The sequence below is a fragment of the Paenibacillus oenotherae genome, assembly GCF_019443105.1.
GTDB lineage: Bacteria > Bacillota > Bacilli > Paenibacillales > Paenibacillaceae > Paenibacillus_Z > Paenibacillus_Z oenotherae.
Genome location: NZ_JAHZIJ010000009.1, coordinates 149,353 through 173,182 on the forward strand (window position 1 = coordinate 149,353; position 23,830 = coordinate 173,182).

Consider the following 23,830-nt stretch of genomic DNA (forward strand, 5'->3'; position numbering starts at 1 on the left):
AAAGACACCCCTAAGCAACCAAAACAGTGTGTCAGGTGCATCTGGGGCAGGTGGTGCGGTACAGCGCAAGTATGCAGCCGTCCTGTGTGCGTCAAAAACAAATAGGCCGCAGGGATGCTTTCCCATACGGCTTAATGGCAGTCTAACATAAATCCCAACTTTTTGCAGTTATTTTTTCCGGTTGTATTTACTGGCTTCTTCCTTTCGTTGAAGCACATCGGCTCGCCAGAATAGCCGGTCTTTACCGCTGTCCTTGATTGGGGTTAACTTCCCATTCTTCACAAAGCCGTGAATGTTCTGTCTTTTACAATCCAGTATCTCCATTGCCTCCGATGTGGTGACGACTTCTTGGGCTAACCAGGCTGTGAGTTCTTCTTTGGATTCAAAGGTGTACATGGACATCACCACTTGACCAGAAGAATGACCAGCGCAGTAATACTGATAGCGAGCGCAACGATACTGATAACCATTGAGATTTTATTGATCTGTGAGGTGTTCATATCCTCATCCCCTTTGTGGTATAATGAGTTAAGCGAGAAAGAAACAGCAACCCTTATATTTCACCGTCCCCGTTAAACCGAGGCCCCTTTCGGGGCCAAGGCTTGTGGGTACTGCTTAGCGGCTGAGTGTGACGATGAGGGCGATAATCGAGTTCATTAGGCTAATGATTGCCGTCACTAGCGTAAGTAATGAGCGATTATCCGTTTGCTGTTTCTTTCTCTTTTTCTTCATTGGCTTGTTCACCTCCTTGTCTTTATTATAACATTAATACTTTACGATCGTCAAGTAATATATTCTATTTTGCCTGATCTCATGATCGGGCTATTTTGCGTTGGGGGTACTTGTTATGCCAGCCAAGCCCAAGCGGCCATGTAACAAAACGGGATGCCGCACCTTAACAAGTAGCCGGTATTGTGATGAGCATGTGCATATAGCTGTACAACAGCGCAAGCAGAGACATAAGCAGTACGATACATTAAAACGGGATAAGCAAGCAGCAGCGTTCTACCATGGCGTGGAGTGGCAGGCTGCAAGGCAGGCCGCATTAATGCGAGATCACGGGTTATGCCAACACTGCAAGCTAGAGAGGTGTATCACGGTGGCAGACATGGTGCATCACCGGTTCCCTGTTCGTTCGCATTGGCACTTGCGGTTGGTACTGAGCAACCTTGTGAGTTTGTGTAATAGTTGTCATGCCAAGATAGACCATGGCAAGATTGGAGGGTGAGACTATGGATATCAAGCACATATGTGAAACGTGCAATAAAGAAGCAGAGCCAAACAAGGAGAAGAGCAACGAGAACTGGTCCGTGTATGATACGACATGTAAACGTTGCGGCGGAAAGGTGAAGATGAACTTCCAATAGGGGCAGGGGTATACCCTACTAACCCCCGGGGGGAGGTCCTGAAATATATAAATCAAAAGGCTAGGACCGCGCCCCCAGCTTGGCACAAACTTTTTTCGTTTTTTGAGATTTTTCAATGTGATGCGGTAGTGATAATGGCAAACACGGGATAACAGGTTCCGGACTAGGGTGGAAACCAAATTCGGGGTTCGAGCCCCCGACCGCATCGTCACTATTAAGCTGGAGGTGAGCCCTCGTGGCAGGGAGACATGCGAAACCGGTTGCTCTGCATGTAGCAGAGGGCAACCCGAACAGATTGACCAAGGAAGAGATCAAGCAACGGCAGGAGGCCGAAGTCAAACTTGGGGAGAAGGATCTGGCAAAGCTCAAGAAGCCAGCATTTGTTTCCAAGGACAAGGCAGCCTCAAAAATCTGGAATGAACTGATCAAAGAATACAAGCTTGCTGCCGCACAAGGTGTTGAGCTGCTAACCAGCTCAGATATCGGAATGCTGGCTCTGTACTGCAAAACCTATAGCGAGTATGAACGGCTACTCGGCGCCTATCAACGGATTGACCGAATCGCTGAAAACACGGACGCCCTGTATGATTACATCTTGGGGCAGGATGAGTTTGTAATTAAAGCGATGACTCAGATTGCACAACTGGCGTCCATAGATGGCATCTTGAAAATCGAAACGGCCATCAACAAAAAAATGGACATGCTGCTCAAGATGCAAGACAGGCTCTTCTTAAATCCGCTGGCCAAGGTGAAGAACGTACCAAAGCCGAAGAAGGAAGAGAAGAAATCTGCGATGGCCCAGTTTATGAACCGCCGAGCAGGTGGCGGCCATGGCACATGATAAGCAGCGTGCTCTTGAGCCGATTGAGTTTATTCAGATGCTTCATGCCGTTGATGACTTTTACGGACAACCTTTCATCCTGCTCGACTGGCAATATCAAATCTTATGGGATGTATACGGGACGATAACTGACCGAGGGTATAGGCAATATCAATATGCCTATCTAGAAGTCCCTAAGAAGAACGGTAAAACGTCACTTATCGCGGCTGTTGCGCTATACCACCTGACATGCGATCCGCCAGGCGGACAAATATACTGTTGTGCGGCAGACAAAGAGCAGGCAAAGCTTGTTTACAAGGCTGCAGCAGGGATGATCGAGCAGGAACCAGAGCTAGAAGGCATCTTGAAAGTCACGGAAAGCTCGAAAGAGATCAAAAACGTGCTTACAGGAACAGTCATGAAAGTCCTGTCAGCTGAGGCATATACCAAGCATGGCATTAACCCGACTGTCGTCATATTTGATGAACTTCACGCCCAACCTAACCGCGATTTGTGGGATGTAATGACATTTGGAGCGGGAGCTGCACGGAAAGAGCCTCTATGGTGGGTTATTACAACTGCTGGTGACGACCCAGATCGGCACTCAGTTGGTTGGGAACAGCACGAATACGCGAAACAAGTCATATCTGGTGAGATCATAGATCCATCGTGGTATGCCAAGGTTTATGGAATACCCGAAGATGGGATCGATGCCGAAGGCAAAGAGGTAGACATATACGATGAGTCGTTGTGGTATCAGGTTAATCCAAGCTTGGGCCACACGATCGATATAGATGCTGTGCGCAAAGAGGCGCTCGCTGCTCGCAATAAGGAGTCAGCGGAGCGTCTTTTTCGTTGGTTGCGACTGAATCAGTGGATTTCGCTCAAGCGGACCGGATGGCAGCCGTTGACGTTGTGGGATAAGACGGCGGGTCAATGGGGGCTGTCCGAACTGGTCGGCAAAAGGTGTTATCCCGGTCTAGACTTATCAAGCACAACAGACATTACGGCAGCGTGTTACCTCTTTCCACCGCAAAGCGGCCTACCAGACTGGCGGGTTGTTTTTGACGCATGGATACCAGAGGACAATATGCGCGAACGGGTCCGTGTTGATAAGGTGCCTTATGACAAATGGGTGGATCAAAAGCACCTGCTGACCACTCCGGGAGATGTCGTGGATTATGATTTTGTTGAGGCTCGCATCTTGGCAGCCAATCAACAATACGACATGCAAACACTCGGGACCGATCCATGGAATAGCCGAATGTTATCTCAACGGCTTATTCGCGGTGGCGTGGAAGTTGTGGAGATCGCGCAGAACATGCAAAACATGAGTCCTGCCATGAAACTTATAGAGCAACTCATGAAAAGAGGATTGATGACCCATGAAGTAAACCCTGTTGCTCGCTGGTGCTGGGGAAATGTTGCCGTTGCAGTAGACGGAAATGAGAACATCAAGCCGATGAAGAACAAGTCCAAGGAACGTATCGACTTGATTGTGGCCATGATTAATGCCATGGCGACAGCTATGCTCTTTGAAGAGATCGACATGAACTTCGGGGAGTTTGCCGAAGAAGAATTTTTGGATAAGCTTTGGAGCTGATCTTGAAAGGAGGGGGTGCTGATGTGAATATCTTGAATGTTGCCCGGCGAATAGTCGGAATGCCTGAGAAACGCGAAACAGTAGAACTAAATGTAGACGATCGGCGCCTACTTGAAATGTTTGGCATCGACCCTGACAGCATCAATGTCAAGGGAAAGGCAGCTCTCAAAATCGATACGGTTTATGCTTGTGTGCGCATCCGGTCAGAGTCAGTAGCGAAACTGCCGCTGAAAGTCCACCAAGAGGATGAAAATGGTATCCAGAAGCCAGCCAAGCACCAATTGCACCAATTACTCAGGCTTCGCCCTAATCCATACATGAGTGCTTTCGACTTTTGGAAGTGCATAGAAGCTCAGAGCTGCCTATATGGTAATGCCTACGCCAGTATTGAGTATGATCGGCGCGGTCGCGTTGTTGGACTTTGGCCGATGGATGCAGCGCGTGTAAAGATCATCGTGGACAATGATACGGCAGCGAGCGGTATTGTCACCAATCAATCGTCAGTAGCTTATGAGGTTAACCTGGGGGCAGAGCAGCGCAAGCTAATGCCGCATGATGTGCTCCATTTTAAATCCGGATTGACGCTTGATGGGATTGTAGGGCTGTCACCGCTTGACTTGCTCAAAGGGACACTTGAAAATGCAGCATCTGCAAATAAGTTCGTCAACAATTTTTACAAGCAAGGTCTGCAAGCCAAGGGAATCATTCAGTACGTAGGTGAGCTTGACGAGAAGGCCAAGCGGAATTTTCGTGATAAATTTGAATCCATGTCATCCGGACTGAACAACAGTCATCGGGTGGCATTAATGCCTGTCGGCTATCAGTTTGTGCCAATTGCGTTGAACATGCACGATGCGCAATTTTTGGAAAACAACCAGCTCACGATCCGACAGATCGCGGCGGCCTACGGCATCAAGATGCACCAGCTTAACGACTTGACGCGGGCGACGCATACCAACGTAGCGGAGCAGCAAAAGGAGTTTTACACTGACACGTTGCAACCGATCCTCACCTGCTATGAGCAGGAGATGACATGGAAACTGCTGCTGGATGACGAACTGGATGCTGGCTACTATTTGCGCTTCAATGTTGACGCGATTTTGCGCGGCGACCTGAAGAGTAGATACGAGGCGTACCGGATCGGGGTGCAGGGTGGCTTTTTGGCGCCCAATGAAGCGCGGGCTAAAGAGGAACTCCCCCCAAAAGAAGGCGGCGATCAGTTGTTAGTGAATGGCAGTATGGTGCCTATTATCGATGCAGGCAAAGCTTATAGCACGAAAGGGGGTGATGGAACTGGCACAGGAGAAGAAGACGACCTCGACAAGGGAGATAAGAGCACTACCGGTTAAGCTGGAGATCCGTGCATCCGAAGGAGACGACGGTAAGCGCACCATCACCGGGGCGATCAAGTACGACACCGACAGTGCAGATATGCGTGACTGGTACGGCGATACGATCGTGGAGCAGATTGCATCGGGTGCGTTTGCTGAAAGCTTGGCACAGCGTGGTGTAGTCGGGCTTTGGAGTCACGACACAAGCCAGGTGCTCGGGAATACCAAATCAGGTACACTGCGGGTATTTGATGGTACGAAGGAAATGAGGTTTGAATTGGACATCCCCAATACATCTGTAGGAAACGACGCTTGGGAGTTGATCCAGCGCGGGGACGTAGATGGTGTGTCCTTCGGAATGCGAGTCACCAAGGATAAATGGTCAACCGAGAAGCGCGGCGAACTGAAAATTTACAAGCGGTCTATTCTCAACGCTGAACTTTTCGAAATCAGCCCGGTGGCTTTTCCGGCTTATCCGGCCAATGAAATTAACGCGGAAGCGCGGAGCCTGGAAGAATTCAAGGCCGAAGAATTACGGTCCAAAAATGAATACGAGAAAGAACGCTTACTTATGGAGCTTGATCTAATCTGATCGGCTCTTTTTGTTTGTCCAAAAAATATACGAGGTGATTATTTTGACGAAAGAATTGCGTGCGCTGCTCCAGAAACTGGACGGCATGAAACAGGAAGTACGGACAATGTTGGCAGAGGACAAGACGACCGAAGCCAAGGCAAAAATGGACGAAGTGCGCAGCCTGCAGGAGAAGGTTGATCTGCAGCGTGAACTGGAGGAAACGGAAGCCCGCGGTCTTGGCGGCAAGGAGCTGGATGAGGACGGCAAAGTACCTGAGCGCGAAATGCGCGAGCTGGAACAGGAGTACACAGGTATTGTCCTTCGAGGTATTCGCCGCCAAGGGATCAACGATGAACAGCGCAGCATTATCGCGGAATACGAGCGTCGCGCAACGATGAACAGTGGCAACACGAATCCTGCCATCCCAGACGGGGATGTGGGCATTGTAATTCCACAGGATATCCAGACACAAATCAACACGTTGATGCGGGCTTGGAACGATCTTTCGGAGTATGTGACCGTGGAAAACGTCACGGCATTGTCGGGCTCTCGCGTTCTGGAGACCGATGCCGACATGACACCATTTGCAGATGTGGATGAGTATGGAGTCATCGCTGCTACGGACAATCCGAAGTTTACACCAATTACCTACAAGGTGAAAAAGCGTGCAGGCTACTTGCCGCTGACGAACGAGTTGCTGGCCGATAACGATGCGAACCTGATTAATTACGTAACCAATTGGATCGCCCGCAAAGCTGCTCATACACGCAACACGCACATTATTACGGCTGTAAAAACGTTGACGCCTTCGGCGGTGGCGAATCTCGCTGCACTCAATAAGATTTTGAACATCACACTGGACCCTGCTATTAGCATCATGGCCTCTATCATGACGAATCAGGATGGTTTCGATTGGCTCGATAATCAGGTTGACGGCATGGGGCGGCCTATTCTGAGCGAAGACTTTACAAAACCCGGACGAAAGCTGTTCAAGGGCCGTCCGATCGTCGTCGTCAGCAATCGGATTCTACCATCGGTCACCGGCACTCCGAACAAGGCACCGCTGTTTGTCGGTAACTTGAAGCAGTTCCTTGTATTGTTTAATCGCCGGTTTTTCGAGCTCGCATCGACACGCGAAGGCGGCGATGCATGGCGCCGTGATACGACGGAGCTGCGCACGATCATGCGCGACGACTACGTTAAATGGGACGTCGCATCCCTCGTATACGGTCAACTGAGCCTTGCGTAATCGGTGGCGGGGATCAACCCCGCCTATCTCAATAAAACAGAACGAGGTGATTAAATGAGCGAGAAGTTAACCAAAAAACCAACTAACTATAAACAGGATACAGTGCTACACTCCCCTAGCGGCTATCGATATGCTCTGGAAGTAGATGATTCTGGGAACATCTCCACGAAGCTGGTTGAGGAAGTGAGCGGCGATGCCGATATTGACGCTTGATGAAACGAAAACATGGCTTAGAATCGACGGAGAAGACGATGACACATCCATCTACATGTTGATGGGGGCTGCTGAGACTTATCTGCATAACGCGACCGAGGTCACGTTCGACTCATCAAATGATCTTGCAAAGCTCTACTGTCTTGTGCTCACAGCAGACTGGTATGAAAATCGTGAATTAATTGGATCTCAACCATCAGACAAGGTGCGGTATACATGCCAATCGATAATGGCTCAATTGCAGCATGCATACGTACCTCCACCTGAAGGTGAGACCGCATGACGATCCTCGTTAATCGTTTGGACAAGCGAGTAAAAGTCTATCGTCCCCCAGGACCCGAGGAAACGGACGAATACGGCGAACCCCTTAACGTTCCGATAGAGGTCTGCAATATATGGGCTGCGATCGAGCCGTTACAGGGCCGTGAGTACTTCGCCGCGATGCAGGTAAACGCCGAAGTGACAACCCGTATCCGTATCCGTTATCGCGAAGGGGTTGACCGGACTATGTTCGTTAAGCACAAAGGTCTGGAGTTCGAGATCCTTTATACTATCAATCCAAAATTTGAAAATAAAGAGATACAGCTCATGTGCAAGGAGCGACAGTGATATGGCGAGTAGCGATATTGTTGGTATGAGAGAGCTCCAACGCCTATTTCAGCGCCTTGGCAGGGTGCCTCAGTCTGCTGCAACTCGCGGTGCGCGAGCCGGGGCGCGGATAGCTCTCAGGGCGGCTAAAGCCAAAGCGCCAGTTGACCTAGGAGATTTGAAGCGTGGAATCATCATGAAGGCAGAACGGCGTGTGAGGGTTGGCAAAAAGGTATATGACATCATGATGGACCCTGCCAAAAGTGACATCTTTGCAAAGACATCACTGGCTGGGAAAAGGTCGTATTATCCTGCGAGCCAAGAGTATGGCTGGATGATGCAGAGCGGTCAATACATTCCGGGATATCGCTATTTGAGGCGGGCTATCGACGATAACGCGCAGGAAATTAAAAACAAGACGCTATCGGAGGCCGCCAAAGATATTGATAGGCTCCTTAATAGGGGGAGGTGATCACTTTGGACTTTGAAGCGGCGTTAAAAAAGGAACTGGAGACTGTCACGATACTCAATAAGCGCATTTATCCACTTACGGCGCCTGAGGCTATCCCGGCAAACGGTGTCCCTTATTTGATCTACATCTCCAGTGAAGGCGTGCGGGCTAAAAGCATAGGAGAAGGCTATTTATCCGGAAAAACCGTAAATGCTGAGCTGCACATTGTAGCAGCTCGTTATGCAGACTTGAAGGCGATCACGAATAATGTGGTCGCCTTACTTATTGGAATGGAACAACGTGTGATCGGGACAGGCGGACCGTACATCCAAGAACTTACTTACCGAACACCCGTAGAAATATACGAGAGTCAACCAAAACTCTATCGATGCGTGACAGAAATACAAGTTTATTTTGAGGAGTGATTATAGTGGCAAAAAGAGCACTAGGTACAAAGCTTAAAATTGGAACACCTGGAACAGCCATTGGAGAGCTTACATCCATATCGTCACCGTCGATGAGTCAAGAGACGATTGACGTCACGACATTGGACAGCGCAGGCGAGTACCGAGAGTTTATCGGTGGATTTAAGGATGGCGGAGAGGTTTCGGCGTCTGGATTTTTTAACCCTCAGGATGCTGGACAAGCAGCTGTCTATGAAGCCCTAGAAGACAGCGCCGAAGAAGATTTTACGATTGAATTCCCGGCTGCCATGGGGGCTACGTGGACGTTTAAAGGTGTGGTAACAGCCTACTCTACATCTGCAGAGTTGGAAGATGCAATTAGCTTTGAGATTACGATTAAAGTATCAGGTAAGCCGACGCTGACGATCACGCCAACACCATAATAGGAGGAACAATTGAATGGCTGACAAAAACAATGATGTTGTGATTATTAACCTGGACCGCCCTCGCGTATTGCGCTACGGACACAAGGCACTTAAGACGTTGACAGCCTTAACCGGCCGCAGCATCGACGAATTGGAAGGCGATGACGGTTTTGATATGGAGCACATCGAGAAGTTTATCTATTGCGGTCTGCTCTCAGATGCTCGCGATAACGGCGAAACGCTGAAATTAGAGCAAATGGAAGACCTGTTGGATTGTGCACCGAGTTATCAGCATGTCATCGAAAGCATGCAGCGGGCCTTTACGGTTGCGTTCGGACCAGCCCCTGAACCAGCGGGAAACCCCCAGCTGCCGGTGGAGACGGCGGCAGCGAATGGGACTGGGAACAAAGCTTAAAGGTAGCTTTGCAGGTCGGGGTATCTTTACGAGATTACAACGACATGACGCCGCACGAGCTCAATTTGCACATCCAAGTGTACGCTGAGCACAATCGCCGCGAGATTGAGGAGGGGCTGACCCTCGCCTATATGACGGCCTACTGGCATCGAGTCAAGCGGATGCCGGATCTAAAAAAGCTCATCCAGGACACAAGGCCGAGAGTGAGTAAAACACCTGAGCAATTGCTTGCCCAGGTCAAAGCTATAAACGCAGCTATGGGCGGCGTGATTAATGAGGGCGGTATCTAACCGTTCTCTTTTTCATTTCTACAGGGAAGGAGGCGGGACATGGCTGTTGTACGAAATCTACTCATTCGAGCCGGCGCAGATTTTTCTAGTATGCGGCGCGAAATGACAAGGGCCCAAGCAGATCTTAACAAATTCAAAGCTGGTATAAATAATACGTTACGAGGCATAGGGGCTGCACTTGCTGCTGTTGGTGTAGGCATGGGGTTAGGGTCAGCGATTAAGGATGCAATGACATATGAGGCGTCTTTGCAGCAGATTAACCGCATGATGCAAACCAGCGCTGGCGAGTTTAAGCGATGGTCAGAGGAAAGCGCTATAGCATTTGGTATCGCCCGATCCGAAGCAGTAAAATACGGAGCGGTATTTAGCAATCTTATCGGCACGTTTGAATCAGATTCCGCGCAGCTTGCGAACCATACGAAAGACATTCTTAAAACATCCGCTGTTATATCTGGTGCGACGGGTCGGGATATGGAAGATGTCATGTGGCGTATTCGGTCAGGGTTGCTCGGCAACACCGAAGCCATTGAAGACTTAGGGGTTAATGTGAACGTCGCGATGCTGGAATCAACCGAAGCCTTTAAGAAGTTTGCCAATGGAAAGAGCTGGCTGCAACTCAGTTTTCAGACACAACAACAGATCCGGTTATTCGGCATCATGGAACAATCGGCCAAGAAATACGGCACGGAGGTAGCTGTCAATACAGCCTCCAAACTTGGAACACTGGTAGCGATCTTGCGTAATGTCAAGCTATCTCTTGGGCAAGCTTTTTTACCTATTGTAAATCTGGTGCTGCCTATCTTGACTACACTCGCGACGGCCTTGGCCCGCGTCATGTCCTTGGTTGCCCAATTTTCGCAGGCGCTGTTTGGAAAGAAAACGGAGCAGCAAACGAGTAATGTAAACAACCTTGCAACGGCTTATACCAATGCTGGAGATGCTGCCAAAAAAGCAGGTAAAAAGGCTGCTCAATCTGTGGCAGGTTTTGATCAGCTCAATGTTATCAATAAGAGCTCAGCAAGTGGAGCAGATGACGAAACACCAGCAGCAAGCGGAGCAGCAGACATAGGGCTCGGTGAAATTGGCGGAGGTTTTGCTGATACTGCCGTTGAGGTGTCGGCTGAGGTGCAAGCCATGGCCGATAAAATAAAGGCCACGTTAAACGGACTGCGCTCCAGTTTCGGGGGCTTTGGCCAATCCCTTGCACAGACGTTTGCTGGCATCGGACCAGCGCTTCAACCGTTTGTGGACATGCTGACGCCCATTGGTAAATCGGTGCGGAGTATCGGCAATACGTTCATCCAGCTTAAAGATAACTTTCTGGTCCCCTTTGCAACCTATGTTCTTGGTGATTTTATCCCATCAATTGTGACAGGGTTTGTAAAGTCGTTTGCACCAGTAATTGCCCATCAAATCACATGGGCATTTGCCATGGTCGATAAGACATTTAAAAATGCAACTAACACGATATCAAGCCTATGGACGTCAACATGGTTACCTGCATTGGAATTGATTAAGCAGGCGTTTATAACGAACATGCCGCTGATTGCAGGTTCTCTTGACAGCCTGTTAACCAACACGCTTAATCCGTTCGTAGACTTTTTTATAAATCAATTTGTGCTGCCAATCGCATCATCAGCCCATGAAACGCTTGTTCCGATATTTACAAAGACTTTGGTTTGGGCGGTCGGTCAGTTTGCGGATACCTTCGAAAATGCGGTTAAGACAATAAACGGGTTATGGGAGAGTACGCTATTACCAGCCTTGTCGCAACTGCGAGATGCGTTTCTAGATGCGTTTCCGAAGATTGCGGGGGCCTTGGACAACTTGCTGGATAACACGATCAAACCTTTAGTCGAGTACATCCTCAATGATTTCGTTATCCCTGTAGCCGATGCGATCGTCCGCACACTGGTACCGATTTTGTCGCAAACGCTAGTGGTAGCTTTCCGAGAGATGGCCACCAATTTTAAATGGGCGGTCGGAATAATCAATGATACCTACAAGACAGTGCTCAAACCGGTATTCGATCTCATTAAAAAAATCGTACTAGACACCCTTCAGATCGTGAAGAATCTATGGGACGAGTACGGGGCTGACATATTAAACGGTTTGACTGAAACAATGACTAGTATTAGGAGTCTGTTTCAGAGCTTATGGGACGATATTTTGAAGCCCATAATCATTCCGTTTTTGGAAATGCTCACATGGTTGTGGGACAAGCACCTCAAGGGCCTAGTTACCGAGATTGGTAATTTTGTCGCAAAGCTGATTACAGCTGCGATGGATATTAACAATAAGTTTATCGCGCCTATAGTCGGTTTTTTGATTAAGACTTTTGGTCCTACATTTACGAATATTTTTAATCTGGTATCCGATGTGGTTGGCACGGCAGTTGGGATAATCTCCGACGTAATTAAGGGACTGCTACGCGCATTAGGCGGTGTGATCGACTTTATCGCAGGCGTCTTTACCCTCGATTGGAAACGCGCCTGGGGTGGTATTCAAACGTGGTTTGAGGGATTCAAGGATGTTTTAGTTGGTATCTTTAAGGGCGCGGTTAATCTGATCATTGACGCGGTTAATTTCATGGTAAGACAGCTCAATAAAATAGACATTAAAATTCCCGATTGGGATTGGTTACCTGATGGTATGCAGGGCAAGTCCTTCGGGATTAACATTCCGGAGATTCCCAAACTCGCTAAGGGCGGACTGGCCTATGGGCCGACACTCGCGATGGTAGGGGATAACCGTGGAGCTGCAGCTGACCCCGAAGTAATAGCACCCTTGTCAAAACTGTCAGGCATAATGGGTAACGACAACAGCGAGGTTGTATCAGTGCTTCGGGCGATCTTGTCGGCTGTTAAGCAGAGCGGTCCCGGCGATCAGGCTGTAATCAGCAAGTCCGATCTTGCACGGGCTGCAATATCCGGGCAAAATGACCTGACACGCCGAGCGGGTCACACATTAGCAATTACGTAAAGGAGGCGGGGACGTGCTGCTTAAAATAAATAACGTAGAGATTGCTGCATATCCAAAGCCCGGAGATTTCAAAGTTACCATACTTGACCTGGATGACGGCGAATCGACCGTCAGGACGTCAGACGGGACCTTGCACCGGGACCGTATTGCGGTTAAGCGGCAGGTGGAGATGAGTTTTGCGCCACTCCCAGACAACAAAATATCAGCGATCTTGCAGGCGATGAGCGCGCCATTCTTCGACTTTTACTATCCTGACCCCATGGTAGGCGGGTATGTGACAAAGCGGATGTATGTCGGTAATAGACCTGCAGCTGTGCCGATTGAGCGCAATGGTGTTCTATGGTGGGACGGTTTACAGATCACACTAACGGAGCAATAGGTCATGTATCCAATATCTCCGCTATATGCGGACTATTTGCGGCGTAAAGACCGTGAGTTTTTGGTCAAGGCCAATATCGCGGGTATAGAGTACGACAACCGGGTGATCGTCGATTTTGAAATCGACAACAGCCTAGTGCTGGGGGACGAGTTTGCGATCGGGACAACAACCTTATCCAAACTGACGATCAAGTTGCGGACGAACGACATCATCCCGTCAAGTGCTAAAGTTGTCCCTTATTTGGCGCTCTCTATGACGGGTGTCTCTTGGGATGACGCTGAATTCGCTTGGCAGGATGCCGATTTCCCGTGGTCTGGCGGTCCGTCTTCTTGGCTGCCGCTGGGTGAGTTTTATGTGGATAGTCGATCAAAGGTCAACGATGTATGGGAATTCACCTGCTACGACAAACTTGTATTTGCTGACGCGGCCTATATCAGTTCGCTGCCCTACCCTGCGACGATGAAGGCTGTATGGGACGAGATATGTACACGGCTAGGCTATACCTACGACAGCAGCGTGGTCATCAATCCAGCCTATCAAATACAGGCGGGGCCAGCTGGGTACAGCATGCGGCAGATATTAGGCTACATCGCCAGCGCGAACAATGCCAGTGTGTTCGCGGGTAAAGACGGTACGATCAAATTCAAACGCTTCAGCGCAGCGGAGACCCCTGTATTTAATATCACCGGCTCCGATTATATCCGAGCTGTGCAAATCAATCCGATCAAGACATATACACGGGTAGTCGTGACCTATAACACAGAAGACGGGCTGACCTATGAGGCTGGATCCGGTGATGAAAATCACACGCTTTATGTCGAAAATCCATTTGCAACGCAAGCCATGGTGAACAACCTCCATGCTCAGCTAAACGGGTTGTCCTATCTGCCGGTTGCTATGGACGCAATGGGCTTTCCGCAACTGGAACACGGGGATTGTATCGGTTTCTCGGTGGACGAAGGACTAACGTGGGAGAATGCCACAATCCCGTGGCAGGACATGGATATCCCTTGGGACGGGATTGTTCACTACAAGACGTTCATCCTGCATAAGGTGTATAGCTTCAAGGGCGGCTTAAAAATGTCGATCGAAGCCCCGTCCAAGAGTGAACAGCAGTCAGAGTTTGTCGTAGAGGGCACATTAAGCCAACAGGTTAACAAGATCAACAGAGATGCGGTCAAGCAGGGCCGGAGCTACTACGGGGCAACGATCACACGCACAGAGGGGCTTATCGTCGAGAGAGAGGACCATGCAAGCAAGGTTGTCCTTAACTCGGATGAAATGACGTTCTACAAGGGCTCAGACAAGGCTATATGGTTTGATCTGCCGAGTAACCGCTATAAATTCAAGGGCACACTTGAGGCTGCTGACGGTGTGTTTAGTGGGTCGCTATCCGCTGCGACTGGCACATTTGCAGGGTCGCTTTCTGCCGCTACTGGTACGTTTGCGGGCAACCTATCAGCCGCGGGCGGTACGTTCACGGGGGCACTATCCGCTGCAACGGGTACATTTGCGGGGAGCTTGTCAGCTGCAACTGGCACGTTTAGCGGCAATTTGTCAGCAGCAGGCGGGACGTTTACAGGGACACTAGTTGCTGCCAACGGATCGTTTTCAGGCACGATCACAGCAGCGACCATTAACGGGGGCACGATAACAGGGGCGGTTATCCGCACAGCATCAAGCTATCCATATTCTATTATGGACACGACGGGTAACTACTTTGGAGCCTATGCGTCAGCCAATAACTACATTAAGGTGTCGCCGTTTTATTTTTCTTCACCGCGTCCAGTTCTATCGTTTACTAATGGCGGGTTCGATGTGACTTTCGACCACTTTGCACCAGGTTATTTTAAGATTAGTGCGTTGGAGCTTCACTTGGATGCTAACGTGTTCATAACTGATAATCAGACTCTGTGGGTGAATGATTGGAGTAGAATCATAACGAATAGCGGAAATCTTGAAACAGAGCTTACGAATATCGGCTATCAAATAATGAGTAAAGCTTCTGCCGGAGTAAGTACTGGACAATCGGGTGGGCATAACCACGGCATACCTGACGGTACTGTTTTGAGGACGGCAGACGGAGGTACAGTTACTTATTTTTCTGCTCCAAACCACTCCCATGCCCAAGTATAGTATGGTACAATAGTGCCAAATTGTGGAGGGGGTTAATAGTATGCGTAAATATATTGTCGGATTCTTGGTAGGGTTACTGGCGGCATCCGCTATGCCTGCCTACGGAGCAGTACAATCCTTAATAGGCAAAAAAGTAGGCGGAGAGCTTTCCATCAGCTATAATGGTGAGCAGATCGGTAAGGGGATAATTGTAGATGGTCGGAGTTACCTACCTGTGCGTGATACTGCCAATGCTCTCGGGCTTAATTTAAATGTAGGTAAGGAGGGTGTCCAATTGTCAGTTCCCGTTGATCCGCTCGATCAAATTGCAAGCAAAAATGAAGAGATTAACGGCCTTAAATCGCAGATCATTATTCTAAACAATAAAAGGGACGTTGCAGTAAGAGAGCGTGACCAGCTCAAGAACGCTTTGTCACAGCCTAACAAGGTATTAGAGACAGCCCGTATTTACCTGGATAGCCTTGGGGCGGATGATCCACGTCGAGTTAAAGCCACCAGCAGTGTTGACCAGTTGGAGAAGCAAGAAGTCGAGGACAAACAGCGCCTTGCTGATCTGGAATCCGAAATCGTCGAATACGATAATCAGATTGCAGCGTTAGAAGCTGAAATAACTGAGCTACAAAAATAACATACCTAACAAATAAGAGTCTCGCCATTGGCGGGGCTTTTTGTTTTGGGATTGGAGGATGAAGAAGATGGCTAAGGGCGAGATTGTGGTGAACGTGAAATTGGAGATCAACGAGGATACGGAGCAGGCCATTCGCCGGATCGTGAGGGAAGAAATAGCCGCCCGCAAGGAACATGTAAGAGGGCCAGAGGTAATTGTTCCTATGACCAATCTAAACTGCGGCGGGATTGTAAATAAAGAGCAAATGACGGTCGTCGGAGATTCCCAAAATAATGATCTTATTATTACCAAGGAAGGCATCTTCTTAAATGGTTCCAAAATTAAAGACGTCTTCGATTATCAAGTGAAAAGTTCTGCGGGATACCCCACAGAACTTACATTGAAAATGTATGTCTCATCGTCAAAAATTCTTATTGATCGCCGCTGTAACTACACCAACGGCAATCTTGGTCAAAGCATCCAATGAAAAGGAACCTACGTTTTTAGCGATTTCTTTTGTTTTGTTCCAATTGGTATCCGATCGGATGTCCGCAAGGAAAGCGTGCCCCGTAGGGGTTAAGTCTTCAACGTGATAGCTTGGGTTCATAGTCTTTCTAACGCGGGTAACCAGGCCAGACATTCTACACTGATCTATGTGATAGAAGACTTCCTCATAACTAAAATCTGTTAATCTCGGTTTTGATAGGGGGATGTAAAAGTCAGACTCTCGATCGTACCCACTTTCATCTTCCACAGTTAATAGAATCGCTCTGATACAGTCTGGATTTAGTTTCACTATAGAACCTCCCTTCTGTACGAAATAGGGGTCAAACAACCTATATTTCGACAACATGGGAGGTTTTTCCTTGCAAACAAACGTTCTAAGGAGGGATTCCATTGGCACATATACAGCCAGTAATCAAGATTGAGATTGACCCTACCAAACCTGTGCCAGAGATATGCGCGGTTATTGCGGCGGTGTTGCCGTATCATCCCGGGCATGAAGAGGCTATCCTGCGCGGAGTGGTCGAGGCAGTAGAGCTCAGGATTAAACAACTGAAAGGAGCTGCTGAGAATGCCTAATAGATACGCGACTCTCGTAGGGTCGAATAGGATCAGCGATGAGTATACCAAAATCAATACCGGATTTGACACTGTGCAGGCCGAAATGGATACCCACACTGCGGACAACGGAGCCCACGGGGCCACGTCAGCAGCTACAGTAAGTCGTATCATACGGCGCGATGCAGCAGGTCGGGCTAAAGTGGTAGCCCCGGCAGCTGCGGATGATATAGCTCGTAAAGATACGGTTGACGCTGCGATAACTACGGCAGCAGACGATGCTACGACAAAGGCCAATGCTGTACAGGCCAATCTGGACACTCACACGGGTAACGCCAGTATCCACACGTCGGCTGCGGAAAAATCTAAGCTGGCAGGAATTGAGGCAGGGGCAGAGGTCAATCAGCCAGCATTTAGCACAATTAACGATATAGTTGCTGACGATCCGGAGGACACATTGACCATCGTCGGCGGGACAGGGATCACGGTCAGCACCAATCCTGCAACTAAGACAGCGATGATAACGGCTACCGGCACAGCTACGCCAGGCGCTCATGCTTCTTCTCATGTAACCGGTGGTGCTGATGTTATCCCTGATGCAGTGGCTGGCGGCAACAGCGGATTAATGAGCGGGGCGGACAAGACTGCCGTTGATAATGCCACTGCACATATAGCAGCTACTACAGGAGTCCACGGAGCTACCAGTGCTGCCACGGCCAGCCGCATACCGATCCGCGATGCAAGCGGACGATTTAAAGTAGCAGCTCCCAGTGCAGCAGATGATGTGGCGCGCAAGGATACGGTTGATAATGCCGTTAATATGGGGATGGAGCGCCAGGCGATTATCAACGGTAATTTTGATATTTGGCAAAGAGGCTCCACTTTTACGAATCCGTCAAACGGTGGATATACTGCGGATAGATATGTCGTTGCCTATGTATTGGACGGGGGCACTAACCCGACTCTAACGCATTCCAGGTTGACACTTGCAAGCGGAGATATTGCGGGCGGCTACTACGGTTACCGCATTAATACAAGCGGTGCAGGGTCTGGATTTGGTGCAAACTCTATGCAGTGGTTAGCTCAAAAAATAGAGTTTGGTACACGATATATGTGTGGAGTTGGCAAAAAAGTAACAGTGTCGTTTTGGGCAAAGTCTAATATAGCAAACAAAAAAATAGGGGTGTGGGCTCGGCAAAATTATGGATCAGGTGGGTCGCCATCAGCGAGTGAGGTGATCAATGGAGCTAACTGGACATTAACGAGTTCATGGACACGATACTCTTACACATTCGCCACGAACACCCTAGCAGGAAAAACATTCGGATCTGACGGGAACGATAATCTAGAGATAGCTTTCTCCTACCAATGGGGAGCGACTTTAGGAGCGAGAGTAGGATCAGGAGTTCTTGAGACGTTAGTCGGGGCAGGTGATATCGATATAAAACAAATCCAATTTAATGCAGGGGAATCGGTGTTGCCATTTCAACCACGAACCTTTGCGGAAGAATCAATAATGTGCAGACGGTATTGTTTTGCATTATCTTCAGATGCTGCAAACACAACTTATCCTGTCGGCTTTGGCTATGGGGCATCTTCTACGGTCGCCTATATAGGAGTGGTTTTCCCTGTCGAGATGCGGATGCCACCCACTCTTGTTGCAACGGCATCAGATTGGCAACTACAAGACGGTAACTCTGCAACCGATGTTACCTCGTTAGCCATATTAAACAACCGCAACAGCAAAAACAGCGCTGTATTACAAGTGACAGTAACTAGCTTGATAACAGCTCACCGACCGTATTCATTAAACGCTGACGGGATAGCTGGTAGAATGATAATATTCGATGCCGAATTATAAGGAGGGGCAGCCATGAACCACAAACACTATTACCGATTGAATGAGGATGGTGTCGTAATTCTTGCTTTCTCGGATGCATTCCAGCAACCGGAGTCATCGGATTATTATGTCGAAGATGGGGGAAGACACTTTAACCCACTGATTATCAACGGGCGTGGACAGTACATCTATCGGCTTGTAAGTGGTGAGATGATTGAGCGGTCTACAACTGAACTGGATGAGGAATGGGATGATCGACTGCCATCTCCAAGGACCCCAATAGAACTGTTACAAGATCAGATCGACGCGCAGCAGGCGGTAATCGATGCGCTCCTATTAGATGCGCTGGGAGGTGCGTTAGATGTTTGAATACCTTAAACGGCTGTATGACGCTGGCAAGCTTACAGCCGACATGCTACAGCGAGCTGTAACGGATAAAGGTTGGATCACACAACAGCAGTACGACGAGATTGTAAATAACAATCAAGAGGGCTCCGCATAGCGGGGCCTTTTACTTTGGAGGGGTTAACTTGACGAATCAATTGAGGGAATACGGCGTTAATCTTGCGACAGCAGCGGTCGGGGCATCCGGCAAAGAGGCAACAATAGGTGGCTATATTGCTGCTGCAGGGTTGTTTTTATCTGGCCTGCTCGGTGGTTGGGACATGGCATTGAAGGTACTCTTAGTTTTGATGGTCGTTGACTATGTAACGGGTGTTCTTGGGGCGGCAAAGCATAAGAAACTCAATAGTGATGTGATGTATTGGGGCGGCATCCGCAAGATGGTTGTGTTAGTTGTTGTTGGTCTGGGAGCTATGATCGACGATTGGATTCAACCAGGAGCGCCGATCTTTCGAACCGCCGCCATCTACTTTTACGCCGGGCGCGAAGGTTTATCTGTTATTGAAAACCTAGGCACGATTGGCGTACCGTTGCCGCGAGCAATCCATGAATTTCTCACGCAACTCAACGAGAAAGGCGGCGGCAGTGATGGCAAGAACGTTTAAGAGATATACGCTTGCCGAGTTTATCACAGTCTTGCGGCAGCATGTCGGAAAGGTAAAGTTTTCAGAAGTCCACGTTCATGCAACGTGGAAACCGACCATTGCCGACTTTAGGCGTTCAGGCGGGCTCAAGCTCCAGCAGGCCATGCAGCGAGCTCACCTGCAGCGTGGGTTCAACGACATAGCGCAACACGTTACGATTGATCCGGACGGATACATCTGGGAGGGGCGGCCATTGACGGTCGCTCCTGCTTCAGCAACAGGCCACAATGATGGTGATAGCGACGGCGAGCACCCGTTCATGTTTGAGATGATTGGCAACTTTGATAGAGGATGTGAGCTGCTCGAGGGGGCGCAGTTGGAGACGACATTAGGGCTGACTCGTGCGATCATGTCGCTGTTCGGTGTGCCACTCAAGCGTGTCAGGTTTCACCGAGATATGACGAGTCTCAAGACATGTCCAGGCAGCGGGGTTAATAAAGCCGAGTTTATGCGGCAGTTACAGGAGGAGGAGGGCGAAGACATGGAGCCGATCAAAGTAGAGATTAACGGCAAGGCTGTAACTGGCGGCGAGTTGTCCAAGGCTGGCGTAGTAATGGTGCCGCTGCGGGCTGTAGGAGAGGCGCTGGGGGCAAAGGTCAGTTGGGACAAGACAAGCAAAACAGCGCGGGTTAAAACTAAGAAATAGGGGGGCATCACTGATGGCTCTTAAAATATCGAAAAACGCAGGGTTGACGGATATCGTCGCAGACGCTAATCCGATTACAACCGAGCATCCGATAACCGGATCGGCTGTAGAGGTACGGCTGTGGCTCTTTAACGACAGCGCAAACAAGCGGTACACAACCATTGCGCTCCAACCAACGGATATAACCAGCCCAGATGACAGCGGGTGGGTGCAGCTCGCTCCGGACGTTGCTGGAGTGCCGGGGGCTTATCTGGCAGGCGGCGCCGCGCTATCAATGGCTGACATCTCGGATAGCGGGATCGGTAAGCCCTATTGGGTAAAGGTCACGACTCCATCGGTCGCGGACTCGCAAAACAAGGCCGATATTAAGCTGACGGTTACGGCCAAAGAATACGCGGTGTAGCATGTATCTACAGATGAATGGCACAACGGATATCCTCAAACTCCCGTCAATGGCTTTTAACGAGGTGGTACTTGATTTTGCTGCGGACTTGTCGTTAGGCGGGTCCCAGTATTACATTGATGCCCGTACAGGGTCGGTTAACGGCTATGTTTACCGCTTATCCACCGGACAGGATACTTGGGGCGACTCTGTATCCAGTGTGTTTATCAACGGAGCTCCGATAGTTAAAGGCACAGCTGCAGTGCCGACAAACACAAGAATCACAATGCGCATTGTCATGGCTGCAGTTGGTACTGACGATATCAATGTATTTGGGCGAAACAACAGCACCGCGACAACCAAAGGCAAGCTTTACTCCTTGCGCATGCTTAACGCTGGGGCTACCGTGGCCTATTATGACATGGCACTAGGCAACGTGATGGACCAGTCTGGTAACGGCCGCCATGCCGCATTAACGGGCGGTACATGGGTAGATGATGGGATAATCGTCACGTACCCATATGCGACTAGGCAGGCGGTATACGCACCACGCTCAATGTCTGTGCCGCTGCAGCAGTCTTTTTATAGAGAGCAGCTGCTCAAATGCTCCATGCTGCAAGCGATATACACGGATCGGCACACAGACTACCCGCTGAGACAATCCGTATTTGCTGAGAGGTCATATTCGGGGCCTTTGTTGATCCGGATCAGCAAGCTGCCTGCAGAAATCGTGTCTATTGTGCGGTTGGCGGCATCGAGGGAGATCAGAGTAAACCTGTCAGCATCAAGGGAACTGACGGTACGATTGAGGGGAGGGGTAACGTGACACAAGGTCAAAATTTTACGATGTATGCCGGGGATACAAAGGAGATTGTCGTTACAATCCCTGATGTGGATTTACTCGGGGCGACAATCAAGTGGGCCATGCTCAAGACGGCAACGGGGCCAACGATCATACAGCGGAGTACGACAGTGGGGATAATCGTCGATGCTGATGCTGGCACATTTACATTTAAGCTGGAGTCAGCGGACACAGAAAACCTTTATGGACAGTACTACCATGAGGCCGAGTTAACGGACGTGCTGGGCAATGTGTCAACGATCATGACTGGAGCTGTATTTATTAAACCTAGCAGTACATAAAATAGCCCACTGCCCTATGCGGACGGTGGGCTTTTTGCATTTACCTGATCAAGACGATAACGAGTGATACTGTTGATATAACTAAAGCAACAAGGCTAATTACCATAGCGACATTTGTTATTTTTGACGACTTCATATCCACGTCCCCTTTGTGGTATAATGAGTAAAGCGAGAAAGAAACAGCAACCCTTTTATTTCACCGTCCCCGTTAAACCGAGGCCCCTTTCGGGGCCAAGGCTTACGGGTACTGCTTAGCGGCTGAGTGTGACGATGAGGGCGATAATCGAGTTCATTAGGCTAATGATTGCCGTCACTAGCGTAAGTACTGAGCGATTATCCGTTTGCTGTTTCTTTCTCTTTTTCTTCATGTATTTCTCACCTCCTTATACCCTTATTATACAGCATTTAAAATGCTTTGTAAATGATTTTTTTGAGTATTGCAAAAATATTTTAAATGCTGTAATATTGCCGTAAAGGAGCGTGGTCGATATGGCAGGTAGACCGCCGAAAGCGGACAAGAAGATTCGGGAAGCTATCTATTTTGAACCCCCCTTGTTGGAATGGTTACAACAGAGGGCCGATAAACAAAAGACAACGGTGAGTGTCATCGTGAATTTGATAACCGAAGAGATGATAAAAAGAGAGCAGCCAGAAGATTGACCCGGCTGCTCCTTTTTTTATGATTGCACACGAACAAACATTCGGTTATTATAAGAACATACATTCGTAATGAAGGGGGTTCGCATGCAGTTGAAAGGAAAATAAGAGAACATGAGGTAACAGAGCATTATGTTAAGGTTTTGTGTTTGGAGGTCAATGCACGTCGAATGCTGCTGCAAGAAACCATACTAGCTATCGCTCCTGTATACACTGAGTCTGTGCAGAACAGGAATAAGGCTCTTAATGCAGGGCATAACTATAGAGTGCGTTAATTATATCGATCAAAAAGTTTCCATAAGTGGACATTTTGTTAACGAAAACATGGATTTTGTATACATAATTGTCGAATGGCAAATGTTTTGTATACAAAAAAAATACGATGTGTGATAATGATTAGAATATACCTTAAATTTTAGAGGGGGGTGTTAACGTGACTGAATTGAGCGCACTTGAAGTTTCCAGATGGTTTGTTTTGAGAAATAACATGAACACTCAGCAGTACGGAGATGAGTTACTATCCCACCTAAAATTACAGAAGCTCTTGTACTACGCTCAAGGTATCTTTTTAGCATACACAAATGGGAAGTCTTTATTCAATGAAGAAATACATGCGTGGGATCATGGCCCCGTTGTTCCGGGCGTTTATACTGAATATAAAGAACACGGAAGAGATGAAATTGAATTCAATCCTGAACATACGGACATGGAATTACTTGATAAAGTGTCTGGCAATGAAGAAATTAAAATGGTTCTAGAGTTTGTGTATACGAACTATGGCAAATACTCAGCATGGCATTTAAGAAACAAAACACATGAAGAACGCCCATGGAAAGTAACACCAAGAAATAAAATCATCAAAAAAGAAGTAATCCAAGATTACTTCATGAAAGAGGTTCTTGTTGATTAGATGGGAAGCGGCCGGAAATTAAAAATAAAGGAATCTTCAAATGATAGGTTTAAAAGAGAAGATATACAATCCAGCAAACCAACACATCTAAAATTCAACCTATCTTTCATCACGAATAATAATTCGTTCTGTTATCAAAATAAGAATTTCAAAGATGAATATAAAGTGAGCTTATTGAATCGAATATTTGAATTGTCATCCGAAGAATATATAAAGGTATTGCTCTTATCAAAAAATCGCGGTTTAGAATTTATTGAAAAATCGGCTTTATCCAAGGCTATAGAATTTGGCAAGTTTTTTGATTCTGCTG

The 23,830-nt window shown here is 48.4% G+C and carries 32 protein-coding genes; 30 read left to right on the forward strand and 2 right to left on the reverse strand.

The genetic code is table 11. The features are described 5' to 3' along the window. Window positions 1-168: 168 nt before the first annotated feature. On the reverse strand, window positions 169-396 hold the full coding sequence (locus tag K0T92_RS14425) for a helix-turn-helix domain-containing protein (protein WP_219873176.1): 228 nt from the start codon (window positions 394-396) through the stop codon (window positions 169-171). A gap of 652 nt (window positions 397-1,048) precedes the next feature. Here K0T92_RS14425 and K0T92_RS25520 point away from each other — a divergent pair. The 19 genes from K0T92_RS25520 (at window position 1,049) to K0T92_RS14520 (ending at window position 16,321) form a co-directional block, all read left to right on the forward strand. After that, window positions 1,049-1,228, forward strand: coding sequence for an HNH endonuclease (locus tag K0T92_RS25520; protein ID WP_343223710.1), 180 nt, complete (start codon window positions 1,049-1,051; stop codon window positions 1,226-1,228). A 434-nt stretch (window positions 1,229-1,662) separates the two neighbouring features. Further along, window positions 1,663-2,208 (forward strand): P27 family phage terminase small subunit, encoded by a 546-nt coding sequence (locus tag K0T92_RS14435; protein WP_246628161.1) that lies wholly within the window; start codon window positions 1,663-1,665, stop codon window positions 2,206-2,208. Continuing rightward, window positions 2,198-3,790 carry a terminase large subunit gene (locus K0T92_RS14440; protein WP_219873179.1) on the forward strand — a complete coding sequence of 531 codons (1,593 nt, stop codon included), beginning with the start codon at window positions 2,198-2,200 and terminating at the stop codon, window positions 3,788-3,790. The genes K0T92_RS14435 and K0T92_RS14440 overlap by 11 nt, the downstream gene beginning before the upstream one ends. A 59-nt stretch (window positions 3,791-3,849) precedes the next feature. Beyond that, entirely contained in the window at window positions 3,850-5,139 is a 1,290-nt protein-coding gene (locus tag K0T92_RS14445; RefSeq protein ID WP_219873225.1) for a phage portal protein, read from the forward strand. Beyond that, window positions 5,078-5,713 carry an HK97 family phage prohead protease gene (locus K0T92_RS14450; protein ID WP_219873180.1) on the forward strand — a complete coding sequence of 212 codons (636 nt, stop codon included), beginning with the start codon at window positions 5,078-5,080 and terminating at the stop codon, window positions 5,711-5,713. The genes K0T92_RS14445 and K0T92_RS14450 overlap by 62 nt, the downstream gene beginning before the upstream one ends. A 43-nt stretch (window positions 5,714-5,756) precedes the next feature. Then, window positions 5,757-6,944, forward strand: coding sequence for a phage major capsid protein (locus K0T92_RS14455; RefSeq protein WP_219873181.1), 1,188 nt, complete (start codon window positions 5,757-5,759; stop codon window positions 6,942-6,944). A 54-nt stretch (window positions 6,945-6,998) separates the two neighbouring features. Further along, on the forward strand, window positions 6,999-7,157 hold the full coding sequence (locus K0T92_RS14460; protein WP_219873182.1) for a hypothetical protein: 159 nt from the start codon (window positions 6,999-7,001) through the stop codon (window positions 7,155-7,157). After that, window positions 7,138-7,440 (forward strand): head-tail connector protein, encoded by a 303-nt coding sequence (locus K0T92_RS14465; protein ID WP_219873183.1) that lies wholly within the window; start codon window positions 7,138-7,140, stop codon window positions 7,438-7,440. Before K0T92_RS14460 ends, K0T92_RS14465 begins: the two co-directional genes overlap by 20 nt. Then, the gene (locus K0T92_RS14470; protein WP_219873184.1) at window positions 7,437-7,766 is read left to right on the forward strand and encodes a phage head closure protein; all 330 of its coding nucleotides are present in this window, start codon (window positions 7,437-7,439) and stop codon (window positions 7,764-7,766) included. Before K0T92_RS14465 ends, K0T92_RS14470 begins: the two co-directional genes overlap by 4 nt. A gap of 1 nt (window position 7,767) precedes the next feature. Beyond that, complete coding sequence (locus K0T92_RS14475; protein WP_246628162.1) at window positions 7,768-8,217, forward strand: HK97 gp10 family phage protein; 450 nt, start codon at window positions 7,768-7,770, stop codon at window positions 8,215-8,217. 5 nt (window positions 8,218-8,222) lie between these two features. Then, window positions 8,223-8,621: a DUF3168 domain-containing protein gene (locus tag K0T92_RS14480; RefSeq protein ID WP_219873185.1), complete on the forward strand. Its 399-nt coding sequence runs from the start codon at window positions 8,223-8,225 to the stop codon at window positions 8,619-8,621. Between the two features lie 5 nt (window positions 8,622-8,626). Continuing rightward, window positions 8,627-9,043, forward strand: a complete 417-nt coding sequence (locus tag K0T92_RS14485) for a phage tail tube protein (protein ID WP_219873186.1) — start codon at window positions 8,627-8,629, stop codon at window positions 9,041-9,043. A 16-nt stretch (window positions 9,044-9,059) separates the two neighbouring features. Further along, window positions 9,060-9,440: a hypothetical protein gene (locus tag K0T92_RS14490; RefSeq protein WP_219873187.1), complete on the forward strand. Its 381-nt coding sequence runs from the start codon at window positions 9,060-9,062 to the stop codon at window positions 9,438-9,440. Window positions 9,441-9,484: 44 nt separating this feature from the next. Then, on the forward strand, window positions 9,485-9,730 hold the full coding sequence (locus K0T92_RS14495; RefSeq protein ID WP_219873188.1) for a hypothetical protein: 246 nt from the start codon (window positions 9,485-9,487) through the stop codon (window positions 9,728-9,730). 39 nt (window positions 9,731-9,769) lie between these two features. After that, the gene (locus K0T92_RS14500) at window positions 9,770-12,712 is read left to right on the forward strand and encodes a hypothetical protein (protein WP_219873189.1); all 2,943 of its coding nucleotides are present in this window, start codon (window positions 9,770-9,772) and stop codon (window positions 12,710-12,712) included. A 13-nt stretch (window positions 12,713-12,725) separates the two neighbouring features. Further along, a complete protein-coding gene (locus K0T92_RS14505) occupies window positions 12,726-13,091 on the forward strand; it encodes a DUF6711 family protein (RefSeq protein WP_219873190.1) in 366 nt (121 codons plus the stop codon). A 3-nt stretch (window positions 13,092-13,094) separates the two neighbouring features. Beyond that, the gene (locus K0T92_RS14510) at window positions 13,095-15,227 is read left to right on the forward strand and encodes a DUF3672 domain-containing protein (RefSeq protein WP_219873191.1); all 2,133 of its coding nucleotides are present in this window, start codon (window positions 13,095-13,097) and stop codon (window positions 15,225-15,227) included. 40 nt (window positions 15,228-15,267) lie between these two features. Continuing rightward, entirely contained in the window at window positions 15,268-15,855 is a 588-nt protein-coding gene (locus K0T92_RS14515) for a hypothetical protein (protein WP_219873192.1), read from the forward strand. 67 nt (window positions 15,856-15,922) lie between these two features. Further along, window positions 15,923-16,321, forward strand: a complete 399-nt coding sequence (locus K0T92_RS14520) for a hypothetical protein (protein ID WP_219873193.1) — start codon at window positions 15,923-15,925, stop codon at window positions 16,319-16,321. Here the strand turns inward: K0T92_RS14520 and K0T92_RS25665 are convergent. Continuing rightward, window positions 16,256-16,732 carry a DUF2513 domain-containing protein gene (locus K0T92_RS25665; protein WP_425517658.1) on the reverse strand — a complete coding sequence of 159 codons (477 nt, stop codon included), beginning with the start codon at window positions 16,730-16,732 and terminating at the stop codon, window positions 16,256-16,258. The genes K0T92_RS14520 and K0T92_RS25665 overlap by 66 nt on opposite strands. Here K0T92_RS25665 and K0T92_RS14530 point away from each other — a divergent pair. The 11 genes from K0T92_RS14530 to K0T92_RS14580 all read left to right on the forward strand — a co-directional run bounded on the left by K0T92_RS14530 (window position 16,732) and on the right by K0T92_RS14580 (window position 23,520). Continuing rightward, complete coding sequence (locus K0T92_RS14530; RefSeq protein ID WP_219873195.1) at window positions 16,732-16,917, forward strand: hypothetical protein; 186 nt, start codon at window positions 16,732-16,734, stop codon at window positions 16,915-16,917. The two genes, K0T92_RS25665 and K0T92_RS14530, sit on opposite strands and share 1 nt — an antisense overlap. Then, a complete protein-coding gene (locus tag K0T92_RS14535) occupies window positions 16,910-18,757 on the forward strand; it encodes a hypothetical protein (RefSeq protein WP_219873196.1) in 1,848 nt (615 codons plus the stop codon). The genes K0T92_RS14530 and K0T92_RS14535 overlap by 8 nt, the downstream gene beginning before the upstream one ends. A gap of 12 nt (window positions 18,758-18,769) precedes the next feature. After that, the gene (locus K0T92_RS14540) at window positions 18,770-19,105 is read left to right on the forward strand and encodes a hypothetical protein (protein ID WP_219873197.1); all 336 of its coding nucleotides are present in this window, start codon (window positions 18,770-18,772) and stop codon (window positions 19,103-19,105) included. Next, window positions 19,098-19,238, forward strand: coding sequence for an XkdX family protein (locus tag K0T92_RS14545; RefSeq protein ID WP_219873198.1), 141 nt, complete (start codon window positions 19,098-19,100; stop codon window positions 19,236-19,238). Before K0T92_RS14540 ends, K0T92_RS14545 begins: the two co-directional genes overlap by 8 nt. A 28-nt stretch (window positions 19,239-19,266) precedes the next feature. Continuing rightward, the gene (locus tag K0T92_RS14550; protein ID WP_219873199.1) at window positions 19,267-19,743 is read left to right on the forward strand and encodes a phage holin family protein; all 477 of its coding nucleotides are present in this window, start codon (window positions 19,267-19,269) and stop codon (window positions 19,741-19,743) included. Further along, the gene (locus tag K0T92_RS14555) at window positions 19,727-20,428 is read left to right on the forward strand and encodes a stalk domain-containing protein (RefSeq protein ID WP_219873200.1); all 702 of its coding nucleotides are present in this window, start codon (window positions 19,727-19,729) and stop codon (window positions 20,426-20,428) included. Before K0T92_RS14550 ends, K0T92_RS14555 begins: the two co-directional genes overlap by 17 nt. 13 nt (window positions 20,429-20,441) lie before the next feature. After that, the gene (locus tag K0T92_RS14560) at window positions 20,442-20,831 is read left to right on the forward strand and encodes a hypothetical protein (RefSeq protein WP_219873201.1); all 390 of its coding nucleotides are present in this window, start codon (window positions 20,442-20,444) and stop codon (window positions 20,829-20,831) included. A 13-nt stretch (window positions 20,832-20,844) separates the two neighbouring features. Beyond that, window positions 20,845-21,636, forward strand: coding sequence for a hypothetical protein (locus tag K0T92_RS14565; protein WP_219873202.1), 792 nt, complete (start codon window positions 20,845-20,847; stop codon window positions 21,634-21,636). Further along, window positions 21,633-21,953 (forward strand): hypothetical protein, encoded by a 321-nt coding sequence (locus K0T92_RS14570; protein ID WP_219873203.1) that lies wholly within the window; start codon window positions 21,633-21,635, stop codon window positions 21,951-21,953. Before K0T92_RS14565 ends, K0T92_RS14570 begins: the two co-directional genes overlap by 4 nt. A 489-nt stretch (window positions 21,954-22,442) precedes the next feature. After that, window positions 22,443-22,613 (forward strand): hypothetical protein, encoded by a 171-nt coding sequence (locus K0T92_RS14575; RefSeq protein WP_219873204.1) that lies wholly within the window; start codon window positions 22,443-22,445, stop codon window positions 22,611-22,613. Between the two features lie 430 nt (window positions 22,614-23,043). After that, the gene (locus K0T92_RS14580; protein WP_219873205.1) at window positions 23,044-23,520 is read left to right on the forward strand and encodes a Panacea domain-containing protein; all 477 of its coding nucleotides are present in this window, start codon (window positions 23,044-23,046) and stop codon (window positions 23,518-23,520) included. The last annotated feature ends 310 nt before the right edge of the window (window positions 23,521-23,830 follow it).

What these genes read in the sequence shown, in the direction of transcription:
- K0T92_RS14425 (WP_219873176.1), bottom strand. Translation starts at nt 396, where the DNA reads ATGTACACCTTTGAATCCAAAGAAGAACTCACAGCCTGGTTAGCCCAA.
- K0T92_RS25520 (WP_343223710.1), top strand. Translation starts at nt 1,049, where the DNA reads ATGCGAGATCACGGGTTATGCCAACACTGCAAGCTAGAGAGGTGTATC.
- K0T92_RS14440 (WP_219873179.1), top strand. Translation starts at nt 2,198, where the DNA reads ATGGCACATGATAAGCAGCGTGCTCTTGAGCCGATTGAGTTTATTCAG.
- K0T92_RS14445 (WP_219873225.1), top strand. Translation starts at nt 3,850, where the DNA reads ATGCCTGAGAAACGCGAAACAGTAGAACTAAATGTAGACGATCGGCGC.
- K0T92_RS14450 (WP_219873180.1), top strand. Translation starts at nt 5,078, where the DNA reads ATGGAACTGGCACAGGAGAAGAAGACGACCTCGACAAGGGAGATAAGA.
- K0T92_RS14460 (WP_219873182.1), top strand. Translation starts at nt 6,999, where the DNA reads ATGAGCGAGAAGTTAACCAAAAAACCAACTAACTATAAACAGGATACA.
- K0T92_RS14465 (WP_219873183.1), top strand. Translation starts at nt 7,138, where the DNA reads ATGCCGATATTGACGCTTGATGAAACGAAAACATGGCTTAGAATCGAC.
- K0T92_RS14470 (WP_219873184.1), top strand. Translation starts at nt 7,437, where the DNA reads ATGACGATCCTCGTTAATCGTTTGGACAAGCGAGTAAAAGTCTATCGT.
- K0T92_RS14475 (WP_246628162.1), top strand. Translation starts at nt 7,768, where the DNA reads ATGGCGAGTAGCGATATTGTTGGTATGAGAGAGCTCCAACGCCTATTT.
- K0T92_RS14490 (WP_219873187.1), top strand. Translation starts at nt 9,060, where the DNA reads ATGGCTGACAAAAACAATGATGTTGTGATTATTAACCTGGACCGCCCT.
- K0T92_RS14495 (WP_219873188.1), top strand. Translation starts at nt 9,485, where the DNA reads ATGACGCCGCACGAGCTCAATTTGCACATCCAAGTGTACGCTGAGCAC.
- K0T92_RS14500 (WP_219873189.1), top strand. Translation starts at nt 9,770, where the DNA reads ATGGCTGTTGTACGAAATCTACTCATTCGAGCCGGCGCAGATTTTTCT.
- K0T92_RS14510 (WP_219873191.1), top strand. Translation starts at nt 13,095, where the DNA reads ATGTATCCAATATCTCCGCTATATGCGGACTATTTGCGGCGTAAAGAC.
- K0T92_RS14515 (WP_219873192.1), top strand. Translation starts at nt 15,268, where the DNA reads ATGCGTAAATATATTGTCGGATTCTTGGTAGGGTTACTGGCGGCATCC.
- K0T92_RS14520 (WP_219873193.1), top strand. Translation starts at nt 15,923, where the DNA reads ATGGCTAAGGGCGAGATTGTGGTGAACGTGAAATTGGAGATCAACGAG.
- K0T92_RS25665 (WP_425517658.1), bottom strand. Translation starts at nt 16,732, where the DNA reads ATGGAATCCCTCCTTAGAACGTTTGTTTGCAAGGAAAAACCTCCCATG.
- K0T92_RS14535 (WP_219873196.1), top strand. Translation starts at nt 16,910, where the DNA reads ATGCCTAATAGATACGCGACTCTCGTAGGGTCGAATAGGATCAGCGAT.
- K0T92_RS14540 (WP_219873197.1), top strand. Translation starts at nt 18,770, where the DNA reads ATGAACCACAAACACTATTACCGATTGAATGAGGATGGTGTCGTAATT.
- K0T92_RS14545 (WP_219873198.1), top strand. Translation starts at nt 19,098, where the DNA reads ATGTTTGAATACCTTAAACGGCTGTATGACGCTGGCAAGCTTACAGCC.
- K0T92_RS14555 (WP_219873200.1), top strand. Translation starts at nt 19,727, where the DNA reads ATGGCAAGAACGTTTAAGAGATATACGCTTGCCGAGTTTATCACAGTC.
- K0T92_RS14560 (WP_219873201.1), top strand. Translation starts at nt 20,442, where the DNA reads ATGGCTCTTAAAATATCGAAAAACGCAGGGTTGACGGATATCGTCGCA.
- K0T92_RS14565 (WP_219873202.1), top strand. Translation starts at nt 20,845, where the DNA reads ATGAATGGCACAACGGATATCCTCAAACTCCCGTCAATGGCTTTTAAC.
- K0T92_RS14575 (WP_219873204.1), top strand. Translation starts at nt 22,443, where the DNA reads ATGGCAGGTAGACCGCCGAAAGCGGACAAGAAGATTCGGGAAGCTATC.